This window comes from Stenotrophomonas sp. 169 (assembly GCF_014621775.1).
In the GTDB taxonomy this organism is placed as follows: Bacteria; Pseudomonadota; Gammaproteobacteria; order Xanthomonadales; family Xanthomonadaceae; genus Stenotrophomonas.
Map to the genome: position 1 here is coordinate 1,906,249 of NZ_CP061204.1, position 20,585 is coordinate 1,926,833.

Here is a 20,585-nt window from a genome sequence, read left to right on the forward strand (position 1 = left end):
GGGCCCGCGCGCAGTGCCAGCAGAACGGCGATGCGCTGGGAAGATGCGAGGTCGAGAAGTCGGCAACGCATTCTGGAGGCCGCCAGTACGGTGTTTGCGCACTGCGGCTTCGAGAACGCGACGATGAATCGCATTGCAGAAGGGTGCGGAATCACCAAGGCGACGATCTACGCATATTTCCGTGACAAGGAATCCCTTTACCGGGTGGTGATGGACGGCCACCTTGATGGACTCCCTGCCGCGGACGTGGACCTGCCGAACAGCGCCCCTACCGCCAAGGCGTTGCAGCGGATCCTGGAGGGCATGGCGCGCCTTGCCGCGCATCCGGGCTGCCGGGCGTTTTGTCAGGCGCTGGCACGTTCTGAGCACGATCGCAGCATTTACTTCGCCCGCTGGGAGACGGTGCTGCACCCGTTTCTGGCCTTGGCAGCGCGGACGTTTGCAAACGCGCCGCCACAGCTGAAGATGTGGGATGACGGTGAGACCTTCGTCCGACTGGTAGCGGAAGAACATGGCTTGCCGCGTGGCCCATCACCGATGTTCAGACGTGGGATGACCGAAGCGCTCGTTGTCCAGGCTTGCCCGCTCACATAGGTAGCGCTCGACGCCCTGCGGGCGAGGCCGCCCGTCGCGACCACTGTCAGCAACGCCTTGGTTCTGATGCGATGCCATGACGAGAAACGCAGCAATCCTCATGGACGCTCAAGGCCGTCCCGCCCACGATGTCGGTGCTGACCCGCAGGGCCAGCCGGGACTGCCATCCCGAACGTCGTTAGCAAAGCATCTCTGTTGTCGCCTTCGGGCACGGCGGAGCATGCGCCCTCGTGCCATCCTTTTGGCGGACGGTGCGGGGGATCGCATGATCCGCCGGTTAACTGCTTTGTACGACACCGGTATGGCAACCCGCACCGTCCGCCGCCCAGCGCCTGTGCGCTGGCGGCCGCATGCGAGGCCTTTCATGTCTGTAGAACTCACTGCCGGCGCACGCCTGTACGCTGTGATCGGCGAAGCCGTACACGACCTTCCGCCGCGTTTCGTCAGCCGTCTTGAAGGCATCCTGAAGGCCCAGGAAGACGCGCAGTACGCCGGGCATCCCGCCGTGCCATCAGCCTCCCCGCAGCCCGGTCACATCAATGGCGGCAAACGCGCTCACTTGATGATGATCGAGCGCAAGCTCTCCGGTCTGGACGCCATTCTGGAGATCCTCCATGCCGCGCATATCGACGCCGCCGACGGAGCCGACGAGCCGGTGATCGGCGAGCATCTGGTAGAGGGTCTGCTGGTGGCAGGGCGCGATCTGCTGAAGACCTCGCGCGATGCACTGAGCGGCACGTTGTGAGCGCGTCGTCGGGACGTTGCGAGGCGCACTGCACGCTGCCGTATCAATACCACCCCAGATACAGCGTAGCGACGCCCCATGTATCGGTCAGGCCATGCGCCACGATCATCGCCCACAGATTGCGCCCGGAGCGCAGATACACATAGCCGAAGAGCACGCCGACCACGCCGGTAAGCAGGACGCCGGACAGGCCCTGCGACGCGTGCATCAGGCCGAAGGCCGCGCCACCCAGCAGCGCGGCGAGCAGTATCCCGCCGCGCAGGCGGCCCACCAAGCGCTCCAGCTGATGCATCAAGAAGGCACGGAACACCAGTTCCTCCCCCACGGCGGCACTCAGCCACGCACCGCCGACGAGCTGGGCGGCGGCGGCGATGTTTCCACGCAGCGCCCCGTAGCCGCTGTAGTCGGCCTTGGTTCCGGTCAGCTGATCCATCAGCGGCTGCACGAAGGGATTGACCAGCCCGATCACGGTCACCAGCAACAGGACGATCCAGCCCAGTGTCGCGCGCAGGGAGCGCGGCTTCAGCCCGCAGGCGTCCCATGAGCGCGTCTCCAGCCAGACCAGACCGACCGCAAGAGCACCCACCACTGGCATCCGCCACGGGAAGGACAGCCAGTGGAAGTGGGCGAGAGCCCCGATGAGCATGATGGCAGCGACGCGCGCAAGCGGATGGCGAAGCGCCGACATCAAGGCGGGTGGTGGTGGGGCAGGGTGGCCAAGCGGAGGCATGCGAGTGCGCGATCAGGACAGGGATCCCAAGCGTAGCCAGCCGTATTGGCGGTTCCCCGTGCCAGAGGACATGCGTCGACCTTGTTATCGAAACTGTGATGCGCTCGTTATATTTCGCTATTGATGCATAACGAAACATAAGCTACCGTCAATCCCGCCATAGATGCGGCCTGACGACTGACAGCCCGCATGCACCGCCCCTCGTTGCCGTCTTTCCCCGCGCACCTGAAGAGGTAAGTCCATGTCGTCACGTCCCGTCCGCGCAGCCTTGGCTGCCGCTGTTCTGGCGAGCGCGCTCAGCGCCGCCTGTGCCCACGCCGGCACCCTGACCCCGGCCGTATCCACCCAGGAGTTCGACAACCCGCACCGCGGCTTCATGCTGTGGGGCAGTTCCTATGCCGTGGATGGCGGCGTGGACAACTTCCACGGTGCGCACATCTATCACGTGTACCTGCCGTGGCGGATCATCGAAACCGCAGACCAGGTATTCGACTGGAATGCCGTGGAAACCCATTACCTGCAGCCGATCCTCGCCGACGATCCGTTGGCTACCTTCGTTCTGCGCCCGGTGGCCGATTATCCGGAAAGTGCCGCCAGCCAGATCGACGCGCATTACACCGGCGGTGAGAACGAGCGCGACTATCCCAAGTTCCTGGAACAGGCGCCGCTCAATATTCCGTACACGGTACGCGCCAAGTGCGATTCCGATGGCCCCATCCGCAGCCTGGATTACAACAACCCGGCGGCGCGACAGCAGATGCAGCAGTTCGTGCAGGCGCTGGCCGCACGCTTCGACGGCGATCCGCGCATCACCGCGATCCAGGTCGGCTTGCTGGGGTTCTGGGGCGAGTGGCACACCAGCGGGTGCGACGACCTGCAGCCGAACGCGCAGACACGCTCGCTGATCCGTGACGCGTATACGGCAGCCTTCATCAAGACCCCGCTGCAGACGCGCTATGCGCGGGCATCGGACGTGGGCTCGGCTATGTTCGGCTTCCACGAAGATTACTTCCCGTCCTTCACTGGCAAGTGCAATGCCTTCAGCCCGCAGATGCCGGACTGCAGCGACGATGGCTGGTGGAACCTGGAGTACGGCCTGACCAACGAGGTGCCGGCGGCGCGCCAGAACTGGATGGTCAATCCGATCAGCGGCGAGAGCCCCAACACCGACCAGAAGAGCACCTGGATCAACCGCACCGCCAACGTGCGCAAGCTGCTGCGCGATTATCACTTCAGCTTCCTCGGCCCGGCGGGTGCCCACGAAACCAGCGGCAATGCGAGCAAGCTGAAGGACATCAAGCGCGACCTCGGCTATCGCTTGGGCATTACCAAGGTGACCTGGCCCACTACCCAGGTGCGAGGCCAGCAGGCCGCGCTGCAGTTGGACATCACCAACCATGGCTCAGCCCCGCTGTACAACGCATATCACGTGGAACTGCACTGGGTGGCGGCCGACGGCAGCACCAAGGCCCGCACCTCCATCCCGGCCGTGGCCCTGAGCGAGATCATGCCCGGCACGGTGCAGGCACGCAGCACAACGTTTACCGTGCCCGGCACGCTGGCGGCAGGCAGCTACTCGCTGCGCCTGGCGCTGGCCGACGACGCACCGGGCCGCCGCAACATCGCCCCCCAGAACGACGGCCAGGACACACAGCGTCGCCTGCCGCTGGGACAAGTGCAGGTCAACTGAGCCCGCAGGGGCAGCCACGGGGCTTCCGAGGGTAGAGCCGACTTCAGTCGGCTGCGGTGCCCGATTCGGCCACAGCGCCCGAAACAGGGCGCCGTGATGGTGCCAGCTCCACTTCGCTGCGCGAAATGGAGCTGGCTACCTGCGTGTTCAAACCCAAGCCATCTACCGCCGTCGTCACATTTGCGTCATCATGCCGCCCATTCCTTTACCTCAAGCCGCCGCCAGAGGGATTCATTCCTGCCTGGAGGCCTTGCCGTGTCCGTTGTCCCGTTCCGCGCCATCCCCGCTGTTTCCCCCTTGACCCAGGCCATCTTGGCCGGTCTTGCCCTGGGGCTGCTGACCTCTGCCGCCCATGCACAGCAGACCACGGCGCAGGCCGACGACGAGGCGTCCCGCACGCTGCAGACCGTGCAGGTCACCGCGAACCAGCTGGGCACCGTAACCGAGGGCAGTGATTCCTATACGCCCGGCACCATCGCCACCGCCACCCGCCTGGTGCTGACGCCGCGGCAGACTCCGCAGTCGATCAGCGTGATCACCCGGCAGGAAATGAATGACTTCGGCCTCAACGGCATCGACGATGTCATGAAGGTCACCCCGGGCATCAGCATCGTGACCTACGACAGCGAGCGCACCGAGTACTACGCACGCGGGTTTGCGGTGCAGAACTTCCAGTACGACGGCATTCCGATGGCGCGCGATTCGGCGTACTCGGCGGGCAATACGCTCAGCGACATGGCCATCTACGACCGTGTGGAAGTACTGAAGGGCGCCACCGGCCTGCTGACCGGCATGGGCGACCCGGGCGCCACGATCAACCTGATCCGCAAGAAGCCCACCCGCGAGCTGGCCGGTAGCGTAGGTCTGGGGGTCAGCTCGTGGGACAGCTACCGTGCCGATGTGGATGTGAGCGGCCCGCTGACCGAAAGCGGACGAGTGCGCGGCCGCGCGGTGGCGGCGCAGCAGGACAAGCATTCCAACGTCGACCATTACCAGCGCACAAACCAGGTGTTCTACGGCATCCTCGAAGCGGACATCGATGACAGCACCCTGCTGACCGTCGGCGCTGATTATCAGGACAGTGATCCGCAGGGTTCAAGCTGGGGCGGCATTCCGCTGCTGGACACGACCGGCAACTTCAACAAGATGCCGCGCTCGTTCAACAACGGCGCGCGCTGGAGCATCTGGGCGCAATACAGCCGCACCGCCTTCGCGACGCTGGAACATACCTTCAGCAACGACTGGGTGGCCAAGCTGCAGCTCAACCACCAGGTCAACGGCTACGACGCGCCGCTGGGCGCGGCGGCTGGCGGCAACCCGGACCCGGTCACCGGTGAAGGCGTGAGCATGTGGCTGGGCAAGTACGTGGGCAAGACCACCAGCAATGCCGCCGACCTGTATGTCAGCGGCAAGTTCGACTGGTTCGGTCGCCAGCACGAGCTGGTGGTCGGTGGCAGCGTGTCGCGCAAGCGCTGGATCAACAACGGGTACTCGCCGCAGCCGGGATACGTGAGCAGCGTCGACGATTATTACGGCTGGACCGGCGATGTGCCCGAGCCGGACTGGCAGTGGGGCTACGGCGATAACCAGGTCACCCGCGAGAGCGGTGCGTACCTGGTCGGCCGCTTCGACCTGGCCGATCCGCTGAAGCTGATCCTGGGCACCCGCATCGCCAATTACACCTCACCGGACACCGACGAAAGTGGCGTAGTGGTGCCGTATGCCGGCGTGGTCTATGACCTCAACAAGAATTACTCGGTGTTTGCCAGCTACAGCAGTATCTTCAAGCCGCAGGGCAACCAGGACGAGCAGGGCAGGGTGCTGGATCCGCTGGAAGGGCGCAGCGTCGAGGCCGGCCTGAAGGCGGAGTTCCTGGAAGGGCGTTTCAACGCCAGTGCAGCGGTATTCCAGCTGGAGCAGGACAACTATGCCGAGCCAAGCGGCGGCCTGACCCCCGGCGGTGGTATCGCCTACCGTGGCTTGATGGGCGTGCGTACCAAGGGCTACGAGCTGGAGATGTCCGGCCAGGTCGCGCCGGGCTGGCAGGTGCAGGGCGGCTATGCGCACAAGATCGCACGCCAGCAGTCGACCAAGGTCTCCACGCTGGAGCCGGAAGACCAGTTCAGCGTGCACACCACCTACCGCCTGCAGCGGGGCGTGCCAGGCCTGAGCATCGGCGGCGGCGCGCGCTGGCAGGGCACCACCTTCGGCACCATCACCAACCCGGTTGATGGGGGCAGCCTGGTGCATCGCACCGAGCCGTATTGGCTGCTGGATGCAATGGCGCGGTATGAGTTCAACGACCAGCTGTCGGCCACGCTCAACGTCAACAACCTGCTGGACAAGCACTACTACACGATCTTCAACTGGTACAGCACGTACACGTGGGGCGAGCCGCGCAATGTCCGGCTGACGGTGAACTACACGTTCTAGGAAGCCGCCTGCGTGGCCGCTTCGAGGATGAGAGCCGCTGGGGTCGGACAACCCCAGCGGCCATCGTCACTGCGTCGGGTATCAGCCCGCCGCAGCCGCCTCCTTGGCGCCTGCCTTGGCAATCATCGTCAGCTTCTCGTCGGTGACCTTTTCTTCTTCCAGGGTCTCCAGCAGCAGCGGCAGGGCGTCCTTGTAGCCCAGCTGCTTGGCCAGCGCGGCGATGGTGCCGTACGAGGCAATTTCGTAGTGCTCCACTTTCTGCGCGCCACCAATCAGTGCCGCATCGCGGACCGGGCCCTTCTCTACGCTGTCGATCACTTCCTTGCCTTCTTCCACCAGGCCTTCCATCGCTGCGCACTTGATGCGCTTCAGGCGGATGCCCAGCGTCTCGACCACCTGGTCGATGCGCTCGATCTGGCCATTGGTTTCTTCCAGATGGGTCTCAAAGGCCGCCACCAGATCCGGGTTGGTCGCAGCACGGGCCAGGCGGGGCAGGGCCTTGGTCAGCTGCTTTTCGGCGCTGTAGATATCGGACAGCTCGTAGATGAAGAGGTCTTCGAGGGTCTTGATGGCCATGCGGATTCTCCGGCTGGGGTGGGTGGGAGCGCAACGTTAGGCGCGGGTCCGTTAGCGTCCGCTGGAGGAAGGGTGAAGGGGGCATGCAGGTGGGGCGGGGAGGGAGGGCAGCCGACTGAAGTCGGCTCTACCACGTCGGCTCTACCAAACCGGGTTCACGGTGTGGGGACACGGGTGAGCTTAGAAGAAGTGCGTTGGTCTTACGGGAGGTGCGTGATGAAAACCACATGGACGACTGGCGCGCTGGCGCTGATGCTTACTGCGTGTGGCGGCGCGGACACGCCCTCCAAGGTGCAGGCGCCCGGTGCGGAGGAAAGCGCGAAGACCAAGGCGCTCGATGCCGGTGCGGCAGTGCTGCAGAACCGGCCGCCGGTCGAGGCCCTGAATGCCTATCTGGACGGCTTCCATTTCTACAACGGTCGGCCGGATGTGCAGATGGAGGCGCATCACTACTGCGCCATCCTCAACGAAGAAGTCATCCAGTGCGCGATCTACGACGGTAACGTCGCCGATGCGAAGCTGATGGGCGTGGAATACATCATCAGCGGGGCACTGTTCGCGGGGCTGCCGGAGGCCGAGAAGGCGCTCTGGCACAGCCACGTGCATGAGGTGCGGTCGGGTCAGTTGGTGGCTCCTGGCATCCCGGAAGTGGCAGAGCACGCCTTGATGGAGAAGCTGGTAGGCACCTATGGAAAGACCTGGCACACCTGGCACACCGATCAGGACAAGCGACTGCCGCTGGGCGTGCCGCAGTTGATGATGGGCTTCACTGCGGACGGCCAGGCGGATCCGGCCATGGTCAGGGCGCGCGACGAGCGGCTGGGGGTGGACAGCGATGCCAGGAAAGCCAAGCGCGTGGACATTGCCGCGCCTGCCGTCGATGCAGGTGCAGATGCGTGGCAGCGGGGAAACGTCATTCAGATTCCAGACCCCACGGGCGCAGATCATCAGCATCCGGTTAAGCCGACGCCGTAACCCGGATCAGCGCGGCGGAGCGGGTGAGCTGCCCGCTCCGCACGGTGCTTCAGGGAATCAGGTGCTGGTCGCGCAGTTTCTGGAACAGCGCAAAGAAAGCGTCGTCGCTGGGCTGGTAATCCAGGAACCCCATGCGCCGGCTCTTGGACATGTCGGTGACGACTTCCAGTGGACGCCCCAGGTCGGCATCGGTATGCCACGGTGATACCAGCCGGTTGATGTCCGCCTCGGCCAGGCCATGCTCCGCTGCCAGCTGTGCCCACGTTGCGGCGTCGTCGGCCATCTGCTGCTCCAGTGGGCGGACCTCACCGTTGAAGGGGGCAGCGTCCAGGCCGAACCAGTGCGCGATGCGGCCCCACATCCAGCTCCAGCGGAAGATGTCGCCGTTGACGATGTTGAACGCCTCGTTGGCCGCTGCGGGCGTCTGCGCCGCCCACAGCAGCTGCCGTGCCAGCTGGCCTGCATCGGTCATGTCGGTCAGGCCATCCCATTGCGCCTGCGAGCCGGGGAAATAGAACGGCCGCCCGGTTGTCTTGCACAGGGTGGCATACACCGCCAGGGTGGTTCCCATGTTCATCGCGTTGCCAACGGCCGCGCCGATCACGGTGTGCGGGCGGTGCACGCTCCAGGTGAACCCATCGCGCGCCGCTGCAGCAAAGACTTCGTCTTCCTGCGCGTAATAGAAGTTCTCCACCGGCAGGCGCGGCTGTTCTTCGCGGAACGGCGTCTGCGGAAGCACGCCCTGGGCGTAGGCTTCAAACGGGCCGAGATAATGTTTGAGTCCAGTCACCAGTGCGACGTGCTGCACGCTACCCGCCGGCTGCAGGGCGTCGAGCAGGTTGCGTACCATCGCCGCATTGACGCGGATGTTCTCGGCCTCGCTGGCCTGGCGGGACCAGGTGGTGATGAATACATGGGTGGGGGACAGCCCTGCCAGTGCGCTGCGGGTGGCCTGTGCGTCCTGCAGGTCGGCCGATACGCCGGTGACCCCGGCCGGCAGATTGGCCAGGCTGCGTGCCATGCCATGTACCTGCCAACCGGCCTGCAGCAGTTCCCGTACGAGGGCGCTGCCGGTAATGCCGGTCGCGCCGACCACCAATGCGTTCTGGTTCATCATGTCGCCTTCTCATCAAATGCAGGGTCACACCTTAAAATAGCGGCCTCGGCTTCGAAAGAAGGCACCAAACGGTAACCAGGGCATGAAGTCAGGTAGCGCGGAAGAAGAATGGCGGGAGGATTGCGCCCCGCGGCGGGTGCTGGAGCTGTTCAGCACGAAGTGGACATCGATGGTGCTGCACACCTTGGCGGTACGGCATGAAGGCACCGCCCGCAGCAACGCGCTCCATCGAAGCCTGCCCGCCATTTCCAAGAAGATGCTGATCCAGACCCTGCGCGAGATGGAGACGGCCGGCATCGTGCTCCGCACAGAACACCCGACCGTGCCACCATCCGTGGAATACGGGCTGACCGCGCTGGGCCGGCAGTTGGTGGAGCCGATCGAGCTGATCTACGACTGGGCGCGGCGGAACGCCAGCACACTGGATGCACTGCAGCCCCGGGCGACGTCGCGGCGGCGCTGAACGAGCGGCGCCTAGGCGCCACTGACCACGTGCACGGCCCATGCCCCGGCTTTGTCCTGCGCGTGGCGAAGCACGTCGTAGGTTTTGATCATCTTCAGCAGCGTGGAATGGCCGTACTTCTTCGATGTAAATCCAGGGTGCGCCTTGCGCAGGTGCTCTCCCAGCGCGGACAAGCCCACCTTGCTGCTGGGGTCGATCCCGCCCAGCGCGCGTACAGCTTTCACCAGCAACTCCGGCTTCTGTTTGGCGGCGGCCGGGGTTGCTGGTTTCTTCGCAGCCGGTACAACGGGTTTCTTCACCGCCTTTGCAGCAGGCGCAACGGGTATCTTCACCGCCTTTGCGGCTGGTGTGACCACCGCCGGTGCGGGACAGGCCCACTCATGGAAGACGTCGCAGGCCTTGCGCAGCGTGATCGGTGATTTCGTTTCCCCCACGACGGCGACAACCGCCCCGCGCTCCCGCAGCTTTCGGCACAGGTAAGCAAAATCGGAGTCGCTGGTCACCAGCACGAAGTGATCCGCCCGATCATCAAGCAGGGCTTCCAAGGCATCCACGGCGAGCGCTATATCGGTGGTGTTCTTGCCCGCTACGCAGGCGTACTGAAGGCAGGGCGTGAAGGCTTCCCGTACCAGCTGTTCCTTCCACTTCTTTGCCAGCGTGTCATGGTTGCCGTAGCCACGCCGCATCATGACCCGACCGGCCTGCGCAGCGACCCGCAGTGCGACGCTCAGTATTTCCGGTCTGACATTATCGCAATCGACGAACAGCGCGACGCGCGGTTCGTGGGATAGGGCTGAGCTGCTCATCCGTGGCTGCCAGTGGTGGTGGGTGACAGGGCGACTATGGGGGGAACGGTCGTCCGTCGGCAATGCCCTGCTGGATCAGGGCGCTGAGGGACAGGGGCCTTCGGTTCCGTGGCGGATCGCACCCCGATGGCGCTCGGAGGATGCCGTCGATCCCAAGGCCGGCGTGGGCTGAGGCTGGACCTGCCACGTCCGCTGCCGCCGGGTGTCGCGATTGAGCAAGGACCCGTGCGCCTGGTCGTGCCACCCTCCCGGCGGTGTCTACGGGGCGCGCACGGTGTCCGCTCCAGCACGCCGAATCGCAGAAGGTAGAGGTCCATGATGTCCGTCCACCTGCATGTCAGCACACCCCTGTATGTCCGGAGGAACGCGTAATGACCGTCCGTGCCCGGTGCGCCCGATGCCGGTGCGCCATCCCCCTGAGTTTCAGCGACTGCTGCCGCCAGCAGGGGCTTCCGGATGGTCGCAGCGCAAAGGTGTGGAAGGTCGATTGTCCGGTGTGCGGACGGGAGCTGAAGCTGCCCTTCCTGGTGGATTTCACCGCAGTGATGGTCGCGGTGGTCGTCACCGGCATGGTGGGCTATGGACTGATACGGGTTGCCGGCCTGGATTGGTTCGCTGCAGCGCTTGCCCTGCCACTCCTTTGGCTGGTCGCGGGTCTGTGGCGATACTGCTTCGTGGAAAAAATGTTCACGCGCTGACGCGCAACGGTAAGGTCGGCCATACCCCGCTCGTTACGAACCACACCGCCGTCAGCGCTGCGGAAAGCCCGGCCCACGCCGCAGTCGGATCGGCCCGACGTCGACCATGTCCGGATCGCATTGCGTATCGCCCTGGGTAATGATGATCATGCCGGCGCGCGCCAGATCGGCTGCCGCATCGCGGACCGGCTGCATCAGGGCGCGCCACGCTGTTTCGCTCTCGGCCAGTGCCCGTGCCACCTCGGAGGGGCAGAGCGAAGAGGCCGGAGCGCGTTGCTGCAGCAGTGCGATGATCGTGTGGGCGATATCCATCCTGGCACCCTAATCGGGTCCGGGTGACCACGGTGTCTGGCGCGGTTCGGCGCGAGGGCGACGACGCCCATCCACCTGCTTACGAATGTTTCACGCGACGCAAATGGCCGCTGGATAGGATGCTGGCCTCGCTGTCATCACGGAATGATCCAGTACATGAGCTCATCCACGCGCGTCTTCGCGTTGTCTGCTTTCCCGTTGCTGCTGGCTGCGTTGGCCGGCTGTTCGAAATCGCCGGATGGCGAGCCCGCCGCGACTGCGGAGTCACGTATTGCCCGTGATGCGCCGGACCCGCAAGGCGAAGAGGCCCAGGCCGATGCGCAGAATCAGGGGCCTGAGTTTCCCATCATTCCCAGTATCGTCGTCCCGGAGATAATCGGTGTCACCCCGGCGCAGCGGGCGCTGGAGTCGTCCCTGCAGTCGATCCTCAATCCCGTTGAAGGCATCACCGTATCGCCTGCGCGCTGCAGTACCGATGGCAGCCTGATCAACGAGGGCGGCATCACCGAGGTGGACGAGCAGGGCAAGCTGACCCGCAACGGCGATGAAGGCATCTTCATGATCAACCCCGACGGCAGTGGCACGGCCAACTTTGAAGGCGGGCTGGTGCGGGTGAATGCCGACGGCAGCGGCACCATCAACGGCATTCCGTCCGGCGGCGGCGACGATGCGATCATCACCGTGCAGGCCGACGGCTCGGGCACGTACAACGGCGTCGCTGGCCTGATCCAACTGGACGGCAAGGGCGCGGGCACCTGGAATGGCGATAGTGGCTTGATCACCAACAACGGCGACGGCAGCGGTACCTGGAATGGCCCGAAGGGGCTGGTGCGGGTGAATGCCGATGGCTCGGGGACATGGAACGGCGAAGAAGGCCTGGTCTACAACAACGGCGATGGCACCGGTACCGTGGGCCCGCCTGCGCGCCCGGTGAAGATGGCGCCACTGCCGCCGCTGCCCAAGGCCGGTCGCTTCCCGCCGCTGAAGAAGTTCGCACCGCCCGGTGCGCCGTGCGGTTACGTGATCACGCTCAACGACCGCGTGCTGTTCGACTTCGACAAGTCCGACATCCGCCCGGACGCGGCCAGCCTGCTGGATACGCTGGCCGGTGCGCTGAAGGACGTGAAGTCGACCGGTATGCAGGTGCGCGGTCACACCGATTCCAAGGGCGCTGATGCCTACAACCAGCAACTGTCGGAACGTCGCGCGGCATCGGTGGTCGCGGCGCTGCGTGAGCGCGGGACCGCCCAGCAGGCCGATGCGAAGGGGTACGGCGAAACCGAGCCGGTTGCCCCCAATGAAATCGAAGGCAAAGACAATCCGGGCGGGCGACAGTTGAATCGCCGCGTCGAGATTTTCGTCCGTTCGTAATAGATCGTCCGCCAATGCGGACTGCCATGGAGATGTGGATGAAAGCTACCGTTCTTGCCGCGTTGACCGCTGCTGCCGCGCTGCTGCCGGCACTGCCCGCGGCGGCTGATGATTTCAGCCTGGGCTACGACGTGGACCGTTTCCCGGCCAGCAAGCTCAGCATGCAGGCCTGTCGCGCCGCCGTATCGCGCGGTGCCGCCGCACTGGGTTACACCACCCGCGTCGACCAGGACCAGAAGACCCTGGCGCTGCATGTGTCCGCGCCGCGCACCGATGGCCGGTCGTTGATCGCTTACTGCATCAGCGCAGGCGACCAGACCGTTTTCGTGATCCAGGCGTTCGACTACTCCGGACCTGGTAACCCCGACGTGGACCGGGTCAAGGCCCGCGTCGGCGCGGAAGTGCGCAAGTCAGTGCGGTGAGCCGAGCGCGTTGACCTCGCGGTTTTCCACTACGCGGGGCGGATTGGGCGTACGCACAAGCGAGATCATCGCGCGCCCGATCGCCCCGTTGGTGGTGGCCGCGGCCGGTACGTTCTTCACGATCAAGCTCTGCAGGGGAGCAGCCAGGGTGTGCATGGCGCGCAGCAGTCCATGCGGGCTGTGCGTGCCTTCCTCCGGCAGGATGCCACCCGGGCGCACCATGACGGTGGTGATGGGAAGTGCCTGCAGGGCTGCTTCGGTTTCGCCCTTGATGCGCAGTGGCATCAATCGGCTGTCCGGGTCCGAATTGGCACCTGAGATGTAGAAGAACCGCCCCTGTGGATTGGCCGAGGCGTAGGCGCGGGCCACCGCCAAGGTGAGGTCCAGCGTGACGTGCCGGTAGGTCGCTTCGGCGGTACCGATGGGGGGCGCGCCGGCGCAGTAGAAACAGGCGTCGATGTCGGCCAGCTGCGGCGCGACAGTCGCGGCCTGCGCGAAATCTTCCAGCCGTACTTCGTGCAGCTTCGGATGAGGGCGGTCGATCGCACTGCGTGTCAGCACCGTAACCCGGGTGACGTCTGCCGCGTCAAGGCAGGCATTGAGCACGCCCTGGCCCAGCAGGCCGGTCGCTCCGGTCAGAAGGATATGCATGGTGGGAGTTCCTGCGCGGTGGGGCCATCGACTCTACAAGCGAAGGCAGGGAAGGGTAGTGATGGCCGCTGGCCGCCAGCCCCGCGCGTCAGCTTACGTCCTCTCCCGCCGCATCGGTCGGCGCCGCCACCTACCCGCATCACGGCCAGTTGTGTACAGTCCGCGCAATCATGCGCTCAGGGAGGAATCGGGTTTGGCCACGCAGAAATGGGTTCGTCTTACCGTCGGCATCGTATCGACGCTCGTCGTGGGTTACCTGCTTTCAGGCTACCTGACCCTGGTCTTCCTCGGTCTGGATACCGCGCACTGGTCCTGGGATACGTATCACCAGTACTTCAGCGCGCTGGACCAGCCGCAGGTCGCCCCGTTCGTAGGCAAGATCAAGGCCGCCGGCTACGTGGGCTTCGGCCTGCCGCTGCTCATTTTCTTCGTCGTGTGCGCCTTCCTGCTGCTGCGTCGCAAGAAAAAGGGGCTGCATGGCGATGCACGGTTCGCCAACGGGTCCGATCTGTCCTCACATGGGCTGTTCAAGAAGACCGGTGACAGCATCGTGGTGGGCAGTTACAAGGGCAAGCTGGTGCGCCTGTCGGGCCAGCAGTTCGTGATCCTTGCCGCGCCGACGCGCTCGGGCAAGGGTGTGGGCGTGGTAATCCCGAACCTGCTGGAATACGAAGAGTCCGTCGTGGTGCTGGACATCAAACAGGAGAACTTCGAGCTGACCAGCGGCTGGCGCGCCCAGCAGGGTCACGAGGTGTTCCTGTTCAACCCCTTCGCGGAAGACCGCCGCAGCCATCGCTGGAATCCGCTCAGCTATGTGTCCAACGACCCCGCGTTCCGGGTGTCGGACCTGATGAGCATTGCGGCAATGCTGTACCCGGACGGCTCGGACGATCAGAAATTCTGGGTCAGCCAGGCGCGCAACGCCTTCATGGCGTTCACCCTGTACCTGTTCGACAACCATGACGATGAGCTGCGCAGCGGCTTCCCGGGCGGGCAGGGCGTGCCGACGCTGGGCGCGATCTACCGCATCTCCTCTGGCGACGGCAGCGACCTGCGCAAGTACCTGCAGACCCTGGCGGGGCGTCCGTTCCTGACCAGCAACGCGAAGTCCGCCTTTGCCAATCTGTTGTCGCAGGCGGACGAGACCTTCGCCTCCATCATGGGCACCTTCAAAGAGCCACTCAACGCCTGGATCAACCCGGTACTGGATGCGGCCACCAGCACCAACGACTTCCTGCTGACCGACCTGCGCAAGAAGAAGATGACCATCTACATCGGCATCCAGCCCAACAAGCTGGCCGAAAGCCGGATGATCATCAACCTGTTCTTCAGCCAGATCATCAACCTCAACACCAAGGAACTGCCCAAGTCCAATCCGGACCTCAAGCACCAGGTGCTGCTGCTGATGGACGAATTCACCTCGATCGGCAAAGTCGACATCATTGCCTCGGCGGTGTCCTACATGGCCGGCTACAACGTGCGCCTGCTGCCGATCATCCAGAGCATGGCGCAGCTGGATGCCACCTACGGCCGGGATGTATCGCGCACCATCATCACCAACCATGCCCTGCAGATCCTGTATGCACCGCGCGAGCAGCAGGATGCCAACGACTACTCGGACATGCTGGGCTACACGACGCTGCGCAAGAAGAACATCACCAAGGGCCGCGAAAAGACCCACAGCTTCAGTGAAGAGCGCCGCGCGTTGATGCTGCCGCAGGAGCTGAAGGCGATGGGCACGGACAAGGAGGTGTTCCTCTATGAGGGCATCCCGCATCCGGTGATGTGCGACAAGATCCGCTATTACAAGGATCGGCACTTCACCTCGCGCCTGCTACCAAAGGTCGACGTGCCGAGCTTGCAGATATGACGCATGGCGCCACGTCGCGTGTCGCATAAACGCGTTCATGACGCTGAAGAAGTGAAGTGGGTCATCTTTTTGGCGTGATCTTGTACAACTTTCATGCTTTCTTGACGCACTTTTGACCTCTATGTATGAGACCCTTCCGCATCGGTTCAGTGCATCGAACTGTTGGAATTGTTCAGGTGGCTGTATCGGCCACCGCAACAGGGATGGCTTCGAACGAGGTGAAGGTCGGTGCTGCAGGCCCACAGGGCAGGTACACCGACCGGTGGGCAGGCGGCCACGGCCGCAGGGGAGACGGTTTCACGCAGCGGCATAGGCCGGCGTGCAACCGGTTCCAGCGTGCAGATGCAACGCTGGACTGCCGAACCACCCGATTCGCAGCTGCTTTTTCGTACGTCAAAGGATGTTCGTATGCGGCAAGCGTTGGTAAAGACTTTTATCGCCGTGGCGGCGGTAGCAATGGCAGGCTGTGCAACCAAACCCGCACCGGACTTCGGTGGGCGCTGGAAGCCAGTCAATCGCTTCGACGCCGCGCCCACGGAAATCCCCCTGTACACCAGCTATGCCTTCCAGGCATCGCCGATGGATGGCACCTTGAAGGCCATGCTCGAGCGCTGGGCAGCGGATTCGGGCATGACCCTGGATTACCGCCTCGGATCGGATTACACGCTGCATGGCGGCGTATCCCGCATATCGACGACGAGTGCGCAGCAGGCGGTGGCCGATGTGACCACAGCCTATGCCGCACAGGGTGTTTACGTGAGCATCGTGGGCAACAAGATCGTCGCGGGCAGCAGTGCGGCGGTGCCGACGGCGGCCACTACGCCTGCGCCTGTCGTGACCGCGCCCGCACCGGTAAGCGCTGCGCCCAGCGGTAGCTGACAGCTGTTGTATTTCTCCACGTAGTGTCCTGCACGCGGTGCGGGACATGGCGCTCATTGACGTCCACGTAGTCCGGAAGAATCCATGTTCCGTAAGAAAGACCCAGGCAACAGTCCCAAGGTCGAGCAGGCTGTGGCGAAGGCCGTCAGCTACGAGATCACCGTGGCCGACATGGCGCGCAAGAGTGAGCGTCGTGCGTGGTGGGTGGCGAGCGCCTCCTTGCTGATGTCCTTGGCGCTCGCGGGTGGGTACTACTACGTGCTGCCGTTGAAGGAAAAGGTGCCCTTCCTGGTGATGGCGGATGCGTACACCGGCACGGCGTCGGTAGCGCGCTTGTCCGGGAATCTGGGCGAGAACTCAATCACCAGCAATGAGGCGATCAACCGCAGCAACGTGGCGCAGTACGTGCTGGCGCGCGAATCCTACGACTACGCGATCATGGGCCTGCGGGACTGGGAACAGGTCTTCGTGATGTCCGATCAGGCGGTGGGTGCAGCGCTGCAGGCGCAGTACAACCGCAGCAATCCGCAGAGCCCGCTGGTGCTGTATGGCACCGAGCGCGCGCTGCGGGTGAAGATCCTCAGCATCACCCCGCTGGGCACGTTGCCCAACGGCGGCTTCCGCGGGGCCTCGGTACGCATCCAGCGCACGCTGCTGGACAAGCGCACCGGCGCATCGACCTACCTGGACAACCAGCTGGTCACGCTGCGCTTCGAATACAAGGCGGCCCTGGCACTGAGCGAGCAGGAACGCGTGCTCAATCCGCTGTCGTTCCAGGTGACCGAATACCGCGTGGACCGTGATTACGCCGCTGCAGGCGTACCGGTGCCGGATGCATCGACCGCCGCCCCGGCTGCCACGCCGGCCGCGCCCAGCGACGTCGCAGCCCAGCCGGCAGCAGAGGTCCCGGTCGCCCGTTTCGATCCGATCACCGGCCAGCCGCTGGCCGCGCCTGTGCAGACCGCTCCGGGCCAGATGGTGCCTGCGCAGCCACTGCCGCCGGGCACGAATCCGAACCAGGCCGCGCCTGGCACTTACACGCCGCAGCCGGTCCCCGCGCAGGGCACCCCGGTTCCCGGCGCGCCGGCGCAGGCTGCGCCGGGCCAAGGCACGCCGCTGCCGGCGCGCAATCTTTCCAGCGGAACTGCTGATGGAGCAAGCAACCGATGAGTAGTCGCAAGATCAGGACATGTGCATGGTTGGTCGCCGGGGCGTTGGCCCTGTCGGCTGCCAGTGCGTCGGCGCAGGGCGTCGACCAGTACGAGTATGAAAAGGACCGGATCTATCAGGTGCGCACCGGCCTGGGTCTTACCACCCAGATCGAGCTCAGCCCGAACGAAAAGATCCTCGACTACAGCACCGGATTCAGCGCGGGCTGGGAACTAACCCGTCGCGGCAACGTGTTCTATCTGAAGCCGAAGAACGTGGACGTGGACACCAACATGATGGTGCGCACGGAAACCCACCACTACATCTTCGAACTGAAGGTCGTGGCCACCGACTGGCGCCAGCTGGACCAGGCACGTCGGGCAGGTGTGCAGTACCGCATCGCCTTTACCTACCCCAGCGACAGCGAGTTCGGTGTCGCCCAGGAAGCGGTGGAAGAAGAGGCCAAGCCGCTGCTCAGCACGGTGCTGGCCAAGGACCGTCGTTACAATTTCGACTATTCCTATTCCACCCGCCGCGCCAAGAAGATGGGCTGGTTGATCCCGGTCAACACCTATGACGATGGTCGCTTCACCTACGTGCGGCTGCCCGCGTCGCCGGAATACAAGACCGGCATCTTCCCGGCGGTGTTCGGCCGCGAGACGGAAAACGGCGAAGACTTCGTGGTCAATACGACCGTGGAAGGCAACACGCTGGTGGTGCACGGCACCCATCCGTACCTGGTGATCCGCCATGGCGATAACGTTGTTGGCCTGCGAAGGAACGTCAAGAAATGAGCCAGACCACTCCCCCGGGTAATGGACCCGACGACAGGCGCGATGGCACGCAGCCGGAAAACAACCCGTATTTCAACCGGGTAGATCCGGAGCCCACGCCTGACCTGGACGCTGCGGCCCCGCGTCTGCGGACGGTGGAAGAGCGCCGCCTGGATCGCAAGGCGCTGCTGTTCCTGGGTGGCATCCTGCTGCTGCTGCTGGCCATGGGCTACCTGCTGTTCCGCAAGGGCAACGAGCCGGAGCCGGCACCGGTGCCGCGTGCAGAAGCACGTACCACCACGCCCGTGCTGCCGACCATCCCGAGCGCGACGCCGATCGAAGCGCCTGCCGAGCCGATTCCGATGTTGCCGCCGCCGCCAGTCGATGACACGGCGCCGTCGTACGCCGGTGGTGATCGCGGTGATCGTGGCCCGCGTGGCCCGACCCTGCTGGAGCGCCGCATCGCTGCTGCCGAAGCACTGGGTGAAGGCCAGGGCCAGACCCTGGGGCAGTATCCGCAGCCGCAAGGTCAGGCCAATCCGTATCTGCCGGGCGGTCCGCTGGATCCGGCCGCGCAGGGTGCCGGCGGTGCTGGTGCCCAGGGTGCGCAGGGCGGGATGCTGGGTCGGGAAGGCGAAGCACTGCCGACCTCCGCTGCCTTCATCCGCAGTCCGGATGCACTGCTGGTGCGCGGCACCTATCTGCGTTGCGTACTGGAAACACGGATCATCACCGACATCCCCGGCTACACCTCGTGCCTGGTGACCGAGCCGGTGTATTCGATCAACGGTCGGACGCTGCTGCTGCCGAAGGGTTCGAAGATCTACGGCAGCTACAACGGTGGCCCGGTGGCCAAGCGCGTGGACGTCATATGGGACCGCATCACGACGCCGAACGGCATCGACGTGGCCATGTCCAGCCCCGGCACCGACGGACTGGGTGGCGCCGGCGTGCCTGGGCAGTACACCGCCCATTGGGGCAAGCGTCTGACCAGCGCGCTGATGATCAGCCTGCTGGCCGATGCCTTCAAATACGCCGCGGCGGAAAACGGTCCGGAAACCACCACGATCGGCAGCAATGGTTTCGCGGTGCAGAGCCCGTATGAAAGCGCGACCGCGCGGACGATGGAGCGCCTGGCCGGTGAAGCGTTGTCGGATCGGCCGCAGCCGACCGTCACCGTCAACCAGGGCACCGTGATGAACGTCTACGTCGCCAAAGACGTTGATTTCAGCGCCGTGCTCGGCCGCCGGATGTAAGGAGCGAGAAGGACCGTGGACGCAGAAACTTCCCCCATCGCACTGGTTTCCAGTGAATTCCTGCAGTACCAGTACGAAGTGCTGGGCATTGCCGGGTTCATGGAATCGCAGGACGTGACGGAAATCTGCATCAACCGTCCGGGCGAGCTGTACCTGGAAACCCGCAATGGCTGGGAACGGGTCGCTGTTCCCACGCTGACCTTCGAGCGTGCACGCCAGTTCTGTACGGCGGTGGTCAACGAGAGCAACACCGGGCAGCGCATCACCGATGCCGACCCGATGGTCTCGTTGACCTTCCCCAGCGGCCCGCGTGCGCAGTTCGTGATTCCCCCGGCGTGTGACGGCGGCAAGGTCTCCATCACGATCCGCCTGCCGTCCAAGCACACGCGCACGTTGTCGCAGTACCAGGACGATGGGTTCTTCGACCAGATCCTGGAGCAGGAAGCTGGCCTGAACACCCAGGACCAGGAGCTGCTGGCACTGCGCCAGTCGCGCGAGTACGCCGAGTTCTTCAAGCGCGCCGTGCACTACCGCAAGAACATCGTGGTATCCGGCGCGACCGGCAGCGGCAAGACGACATTCATGAAATCGCTGGTCAACCATATCCCCGCGGAAGAGCGGTTGGTGACCATCGAAGACGCGCGCGAGTTGTTCATCACCCAGCCCAACGTGGTGCACCTGTTGTACTCCAAGGGCGGGCAGAGCAGCAGCAACGTCAGCGCCAAGACCTGCATGGAAGCCTGCCTGCGCATGAAGCCGGACCGGATCATCCTGGCCGAGCTGCGCGGCGATGAGGCGTTCTACTTCATCCGCAACTGCGCGTCCGGCCATCCTGGTTCCATCACCAGCTGCCATGCCGGCAGCCCGGAACAGACCTGGGACCAGTTGGCGTTGATGGTGAAGGCGTCGTCGGAAGGCTCGGGGCTGGAGTTTGCCGTGATCAAGCGCCTGCTGCAGATGACCATCGATATCGTTGTGCATGTAAAGGCGCACGCAGGTTCGCGCTACATCACCGGCATCGATTTCAATCCCGGCCGCACCCAAGGGCAGGAGCAGTAACCATGGCCATGCAGAA

The 20,585-nt window shown here is 64.4% G+C and carries 21 protein-coding genes; 15 read left to right on the plus strand and 6 right to left on the minus strand.

What is annotated here, in order from left to right; all coding sequences use genetic code 11:
* Window positions 1-30: 30 nt before the first annotated feature.
* On the plus strand, window positions 31-594 hold the full coding sequence (locus ICJ04_RS08135) for a TetR/AcrR family transcriptional regulator (protein ID WP_188327000.1): 564 nt from the start codon (window positions 31-33) through the stop codon (window positions 592-594).
* Between the two features lie 364 nt (window positions 595-958).
* Window positions 959-1,339 (plus strand): hypothetical protein, encoded by a 381-nt coding sequence (locus ICJ04_RS08140; RefSeq protein ID WP_188327001.1) that lies wholly within the window; start codon window positions 959-961, stop codon window positions 1,337-1,339.
* Window positions 1,340-1,382: 43 nt separating this feature from the next.
* Here the strand turns inward: ICJ04_RS08140 and ICJ04_RS08145 are convergent, their stop codons facing one another.
* Window positions 1,383-1,934: a CPBP family intramembrane glutamic endopeptidase gene (locus tag ICJ04_RS08145; RefSeq protein WP_188327248.1), complete on the minus strand. Its 552-nt coding sequence runs from the start codon at window positions 1,932-1,934 to the stop codon at window positions 1,383-1,385.
* Between the two features lie 376 nt (window positions 1,935-2,310).
* Between ICJ04_RS08145 and ICJ04_RS08150 the strand changes: the two genes are divergently transcribed.
* Both ICJ04_RS08150 and ICJ04_RS08155 read left to right on the plus strand, forming a co-directional pair.
* Window positions 2,311-3,759: a DUF4832 domain-containing protein gene (locus ICJ04_RS08150; RefSeq protein WP_188327002.1), complete on the plus strand. Its 1,449-nt coding sequence runs from the start codon at window positions 2,311-2,313 to the stop codon at window positions 3,757-3,759.
* Between the two features lie 255 nt (window positions 3,760-4,014).
* Entirely contained in the window at window positions 4,015-6,192 is a 2,178-nt protein-coding gene (locus ICJ04_RS08155; protein WP_223203016.1) for a TonB-dependent siderophore receptor, read from the plus strand.
* 81 nt (window positions 6,193-6,273) lie between these two features.
* Here the strand turns inward: ICJ04_RS08155 and ICJ04_RS08160 are convergent, their stop codons facing one another.
* A complete protein-coding gene (locus ICJ04_RS08160; protein ID WP_188327003.1) occupies window positions 6,274-6,768 on the minus strand; it encodes a DUF892 family protein in 495 nt (164 codons plus the stop codon).
* Window positions 6,769-6,984: 216 nt separating this feature from the next.
* Here ICJ04_RS08160 and ICJ04_RS08165 point away from each other — a divergent pair, with 216 nt between their 5' ends.
* Window positions 6,985-7,743 carry an OBAP family protein gene (locus ICJ04_RS08165; protein WP_188327004.1) on the plus strand — a complete coding sequence of 253 codons (759 nt, stop codon included), beginning with the start codon at window positions 6,985-6,987 and terminating at the stop codon, window positions 7,741-7,743.
* A 49-nt stretch (window positions 7,744-7,792) separates the two neighbouring features.
* Here the strand turns inward: ICJ04_RS08165 and ICJ04_RS08170 are convergent, their stop codons facing one another.
* Window positions 7,793-8,857 carry an SDR family oxidoreductase gene (locus ICJ04_RS08170; protein WP_188327250.1) on the minus strand — a complete coding sequence of 355 codons (1,065 nt, stop codon included), beginning with the start codon at window positions 8,855-8,857 and terminating at the stop codon, window positions 7,793-7,795.
* 85 nt (window positions 8,858-8,942) lie between these two features.
* On the opposite strand from ICJ04_RS08170, the gene ICJ04_RS08175 reads away from it, so the two are divergent.
* Window positions 8,943-9,323 carry a helix-turn-helix domain-containing protein gene (locus ICJ04_RS08175; RefSeq protein WP_188327005.1) on the plus strand — a complete coding sequence of 127 codons (381 nt, stop codon included), beginning with the start codon at window positions 8,943-8,945 and terminating at the stop codon, window positions 9,321-9,323.
* An 11-nt stretch (window positions 9,324-9,334) separates the two neighbouring features.
* Here ICJ04_RS08175 and ICJ04_RS08180 read toward each other — a convergent pair whose 3' ends face one another.
* A complete protein-coding gene (locus ICJ04_RS08180) occupies window positions 9,335-10,129 on the minus strand; it encodes an NYN domain-containing protein (RefSeq protein WP_188327006.1) in 795 nt (264 codons plus the stop codon).
* A 473-nt stretch (window positions 10,130-10,602) separates the two neighbouring features.
* Here ICJ04_RS08180 and ICJ04_RS08185 point away from each other — a divergent pair, with 473 nt between their 5' ends.
* Window positions 10,603-10,827 (plus strand): hypothetical protein, encoded by a 225-nt coding sequence (locus ICJ04_RS08185; protein ID WP_188327007.1) that lies wholly within the window; start codon window positions 10,603-10,605, stop codon window positions 10,825-10,827.
* A gap of 51 nt (window positions 10,828-10,878) precedes the next feature.
* Here the strand turns inward: ICJ04_RS08185 and ICJ04_RS08190 are convergent, their stop codons facing one another.
* Entirely contained in the window at window positions 10,879-11,139 is a 261-nt protein-coding gene (locus ICJ04_RS08190; RefSeq protein ID WP_188327008.1) for a DUF3253 domain-containing protein, read from the minus strand.
* 156 nt (window positions 11,140-11,295) lie between these two features.
* Here ICJ04_RS08190 and ICJ04_RS08195 point away from each other — a divergent pair, with 156 nt between their 5' ends.
* Complete coding sequence (locus ICJ04_RS08195; RefSeq protein ID WP_188327009.1) at window positions 11,296-12,510, plus strand: OmpA family protein; 1,215 nt, start codon at window positions 11,296-11,298, stop codon at window positions 12,508-12,510.
* Between the two features lie 38 nt (window positions 12,511-12,548).
* Complete coding sequence (locus ICJ04_RS08200) at window positions 12,549-12,932, plus strand: DUF6180 family protein (protein WP_188327010.1); 384 nt, start codon at window positions 12,549-12,551, stop codon at window positions 12,930-12,932.
* Here ICJ04_RS08200 and ICJ04_RS08205 read toward each other — a convergent pair.
* The gene (locus ICJ04_RS08205) at window positions 12,921-13,583 is read right to left on the minus strand and encodes an NAD-dependent epimerase/dehydratase family protein (RefSeq protein WP_188327011.1); all 663 of its coding nucleotides are present in this window, start codon (window positions 13,581-13,583) and stop codon (window positions 12,921-12,923) included. The two genes, ICJ04_RS08200 and ICJ04_RS08205, sit on opposite strands and share 12 nt — an antisense overlap.
* A gap of 193 nt (window positions 13,584-13,776) precedes the next feature.
* Between ICJ04_RS08205 and ICJ04_RS08210 the strand changes: the two genes are divergently transcribed.
* From ICJ04_RS08210 to virB11, 6 genes are all read left to right on the plus strand, one after another.
* Window positions 13,777-15,453: a type IV secretory system conjugative DNA transfer family protein gene (locus ICJ04_RS08210; RefSeq protein WP_223203017.1), complete on the plus strand. Its 1,677-nt coding sequence runs from the start codon at window positions 13,777-13,779 to the stop codon at window positions 15,451-15,453.
* Window positions 15,454-15,861: 408 nt separating this feature from the next.
* Window positions 15,862-16,332, plus strand: coding sequence for a toxin co-regulated pilus biosynthesis Q family protein (locus tag ICJ04_RS08215; protein WP_223203053.1), 471 nt, complete (start codon window positions 15,862-15,864; stop codon window positions 16,330-16,332).
* Between the two features lie 84 nt (window positions 16,333-16,416).
* Window positions 16,417-17,502 carry a type IV secretion system protein gene (locus ICJ04_RS08220; RefSeq protein WP_188327013.1) on the plus strand — a complete coding sequence of 362 codons (1,086 nt, stop codon included), beginning with the start codon at window positions 16,417-16,419 and terminating at the stop codon, window positions 17,500-17,502.
* Complete coding sequence (locus ICJ04_RS08225) at window positions 17,499-18,275, plus strand: TrbG/VirB9 family P-type conjugative transfer protein (RefSeq protein ID WP_188327014.1); 777 nt, start codon at window positions 17,499-17,501, stop codon at window positions 18,273-18,275. Before ICJ04_RS08220 ends, ICJ04_RS08225 begins: the two co-directional genes overlap by 4 nt.
* On the plus strand, window positions 18,272-19,510 hold the full coding sequence (locus tag ICJ04_RS08230) for a TrbI/VirB10 family protein (protein WP_188327015.1): 1,239 nt from the start codon (window positions 18,272-18,274) through the stop codon (window positions 19,508-19,510). Before ICJ04_RS08225 ends, ICJ04_RS08230 begins: the two co-directional genes overlap by 4 nt.
* A 15-nt stretch (window positions 19,511-19,525) precedes the next feature.
* A complete protein-coding gene (gene virB11 / locus ICJ04_RS08235; RefSeq protein ID WP_188327016.1) occupies window positions 19,526-20,569 on the plus strand; it encodes a P-type DNA transfer ATPase VirB11 in 1,044 nt (347 codons plus the stop codon).
* Window positions 20,570-20,585: the final 16 nt, after the last annotated feature.

What these genes read in the sequence shown, in the direction of transcription:
- ICJ04_RS08165 (WP_188327004.1), top strand. Translation starts at nt 6,985, where the DNA reads ATGAAAACCACATGGACGACTGGCGCGCTGGCGCTGATGCTTACTGCG.
- ICJ04_RS08175 (WP_188327005.1), top strand. Translation starts at nt 8,943, where the DNA reads ATGAAGTCAGGTAGCGCGGAAGAAGAATGGCGGGAGGATTGCGCCCCG.
- ICJ04_RS08135 (WP_188327000.1), top strand. Translation starts at nt 31, where the DNA reads ATGCGCTGGGAAGATGCGAGGTCGAGAAGTCGGCAACGCATTCTGGAG.
- ICJ04_RS08215 (WP_223203053.1), top strand. Translation starts at nt 15,862, where the DNA reads ATGCGGCAAGCGTTGGTAAAGACTTTTATCGCCGTGGCGGCGGTAGCA.
- ICJ04_RS08200 (WP_188327010.1), top strand. Translation starts at nt 12,549, where the DNA reads ATGAAAGCTACCGTTCTTGCCGCGTTGACCGCTGCTGCCGCGCTGCTG.
- ICJ04_RS08205 (WP_188327011.1), bottom strand. Translation starts at nt 13,583, where the DNA reads ATGCATATCCTTCTGACCGGAGCGACCGGCCTGCTGGGCCAGGGCGTG.
- ICJ04_RS08145 (WP_188327248.1), bottom strand. Translation starts at nt 1,934, where the DNA reads ATGCCAGTGGTGGGTGCTCTTGCGGTCGGTCTGGTCTGGCTGGAGACG.
- ICJ04_RS08225 (WP_188327014.1), top strand. Translation starts at nt 17,499, where the DNA reads ATGAGTAGTCGCAAGATCAGGACATGTGCATGGTTGGTCGCCGGGGCG.
- ICJ04_RS08140 (WP_188327001.1), top strand. Translation starts at nt 959, where the DNA reads ATGTCTGTAGAACTCACTGCCGGCGCACGCCTGTACGCTGTGATCGGC.
- ICJ04_RS08150 (WP_188327002.1), top strand. Translation starts at nt 2,311, where the DNA reads ATGTCGTCACGTCCCGTCCGCGCAGCCTTGGCTGCCGCTGTTCTGGCG.
- ICJ04_RS08190 (WP_188327008.1), bottom strand. Translation starts at nt 11,139, where the DNA reads ATGGATATCGCCCACACGATCATCGCACTGCTGCAGCAACGCGCTCCG.
- ICJ04_RS08170 (WP_188327250.1), bottom strand. Translation starts at nt 8,857, where the DNA reads ATGAACCAGAACGCATTGGTGGTCGGCGCGACCGGCATTACCGGCAGC.
- ICJ04_RS08160 (WP_188327003.1), bottom strand. Translation starts at nt 6,768, where the DNA reads ATGGCCATCAAGACCCTCGAAGACCTCTTCATCTACGAGCTGTCCGAT.
- ICJ04_RS08180 (WP_188327006.1), bottom strand. Translation starts at nt 10,129, where the DNA reads ATGAGCAGCTCAGCCCTATCCCACGAACCGCGCGTCGCGCTGTTCGTC.
- ICJ04_RS08220 (WP_188327013.1), top strand. Translation starts at nt 16,417, where the DNA reads ATGTTCCGTAAGAAAGACCCAGGCAACAGTCCCAAGGTCGAGCAGGCT.
- ICJ04_RS08195 (WP_188327009.1), top strand. Translation starts at nt 11,296, where the DNA reads ATGAGCTCATCCACGCGCGTCTTCGCGTTGTCTGCTTTCCCGTTGCTG.
- ICJ04_RS08230 (WP_188327015.1), top strand. Translation starts at nt 18,272, where the DNA reads ATGAGCCAGACCACTCCCCCGGGTAATGGACCCGACGACAGGCGCGAT.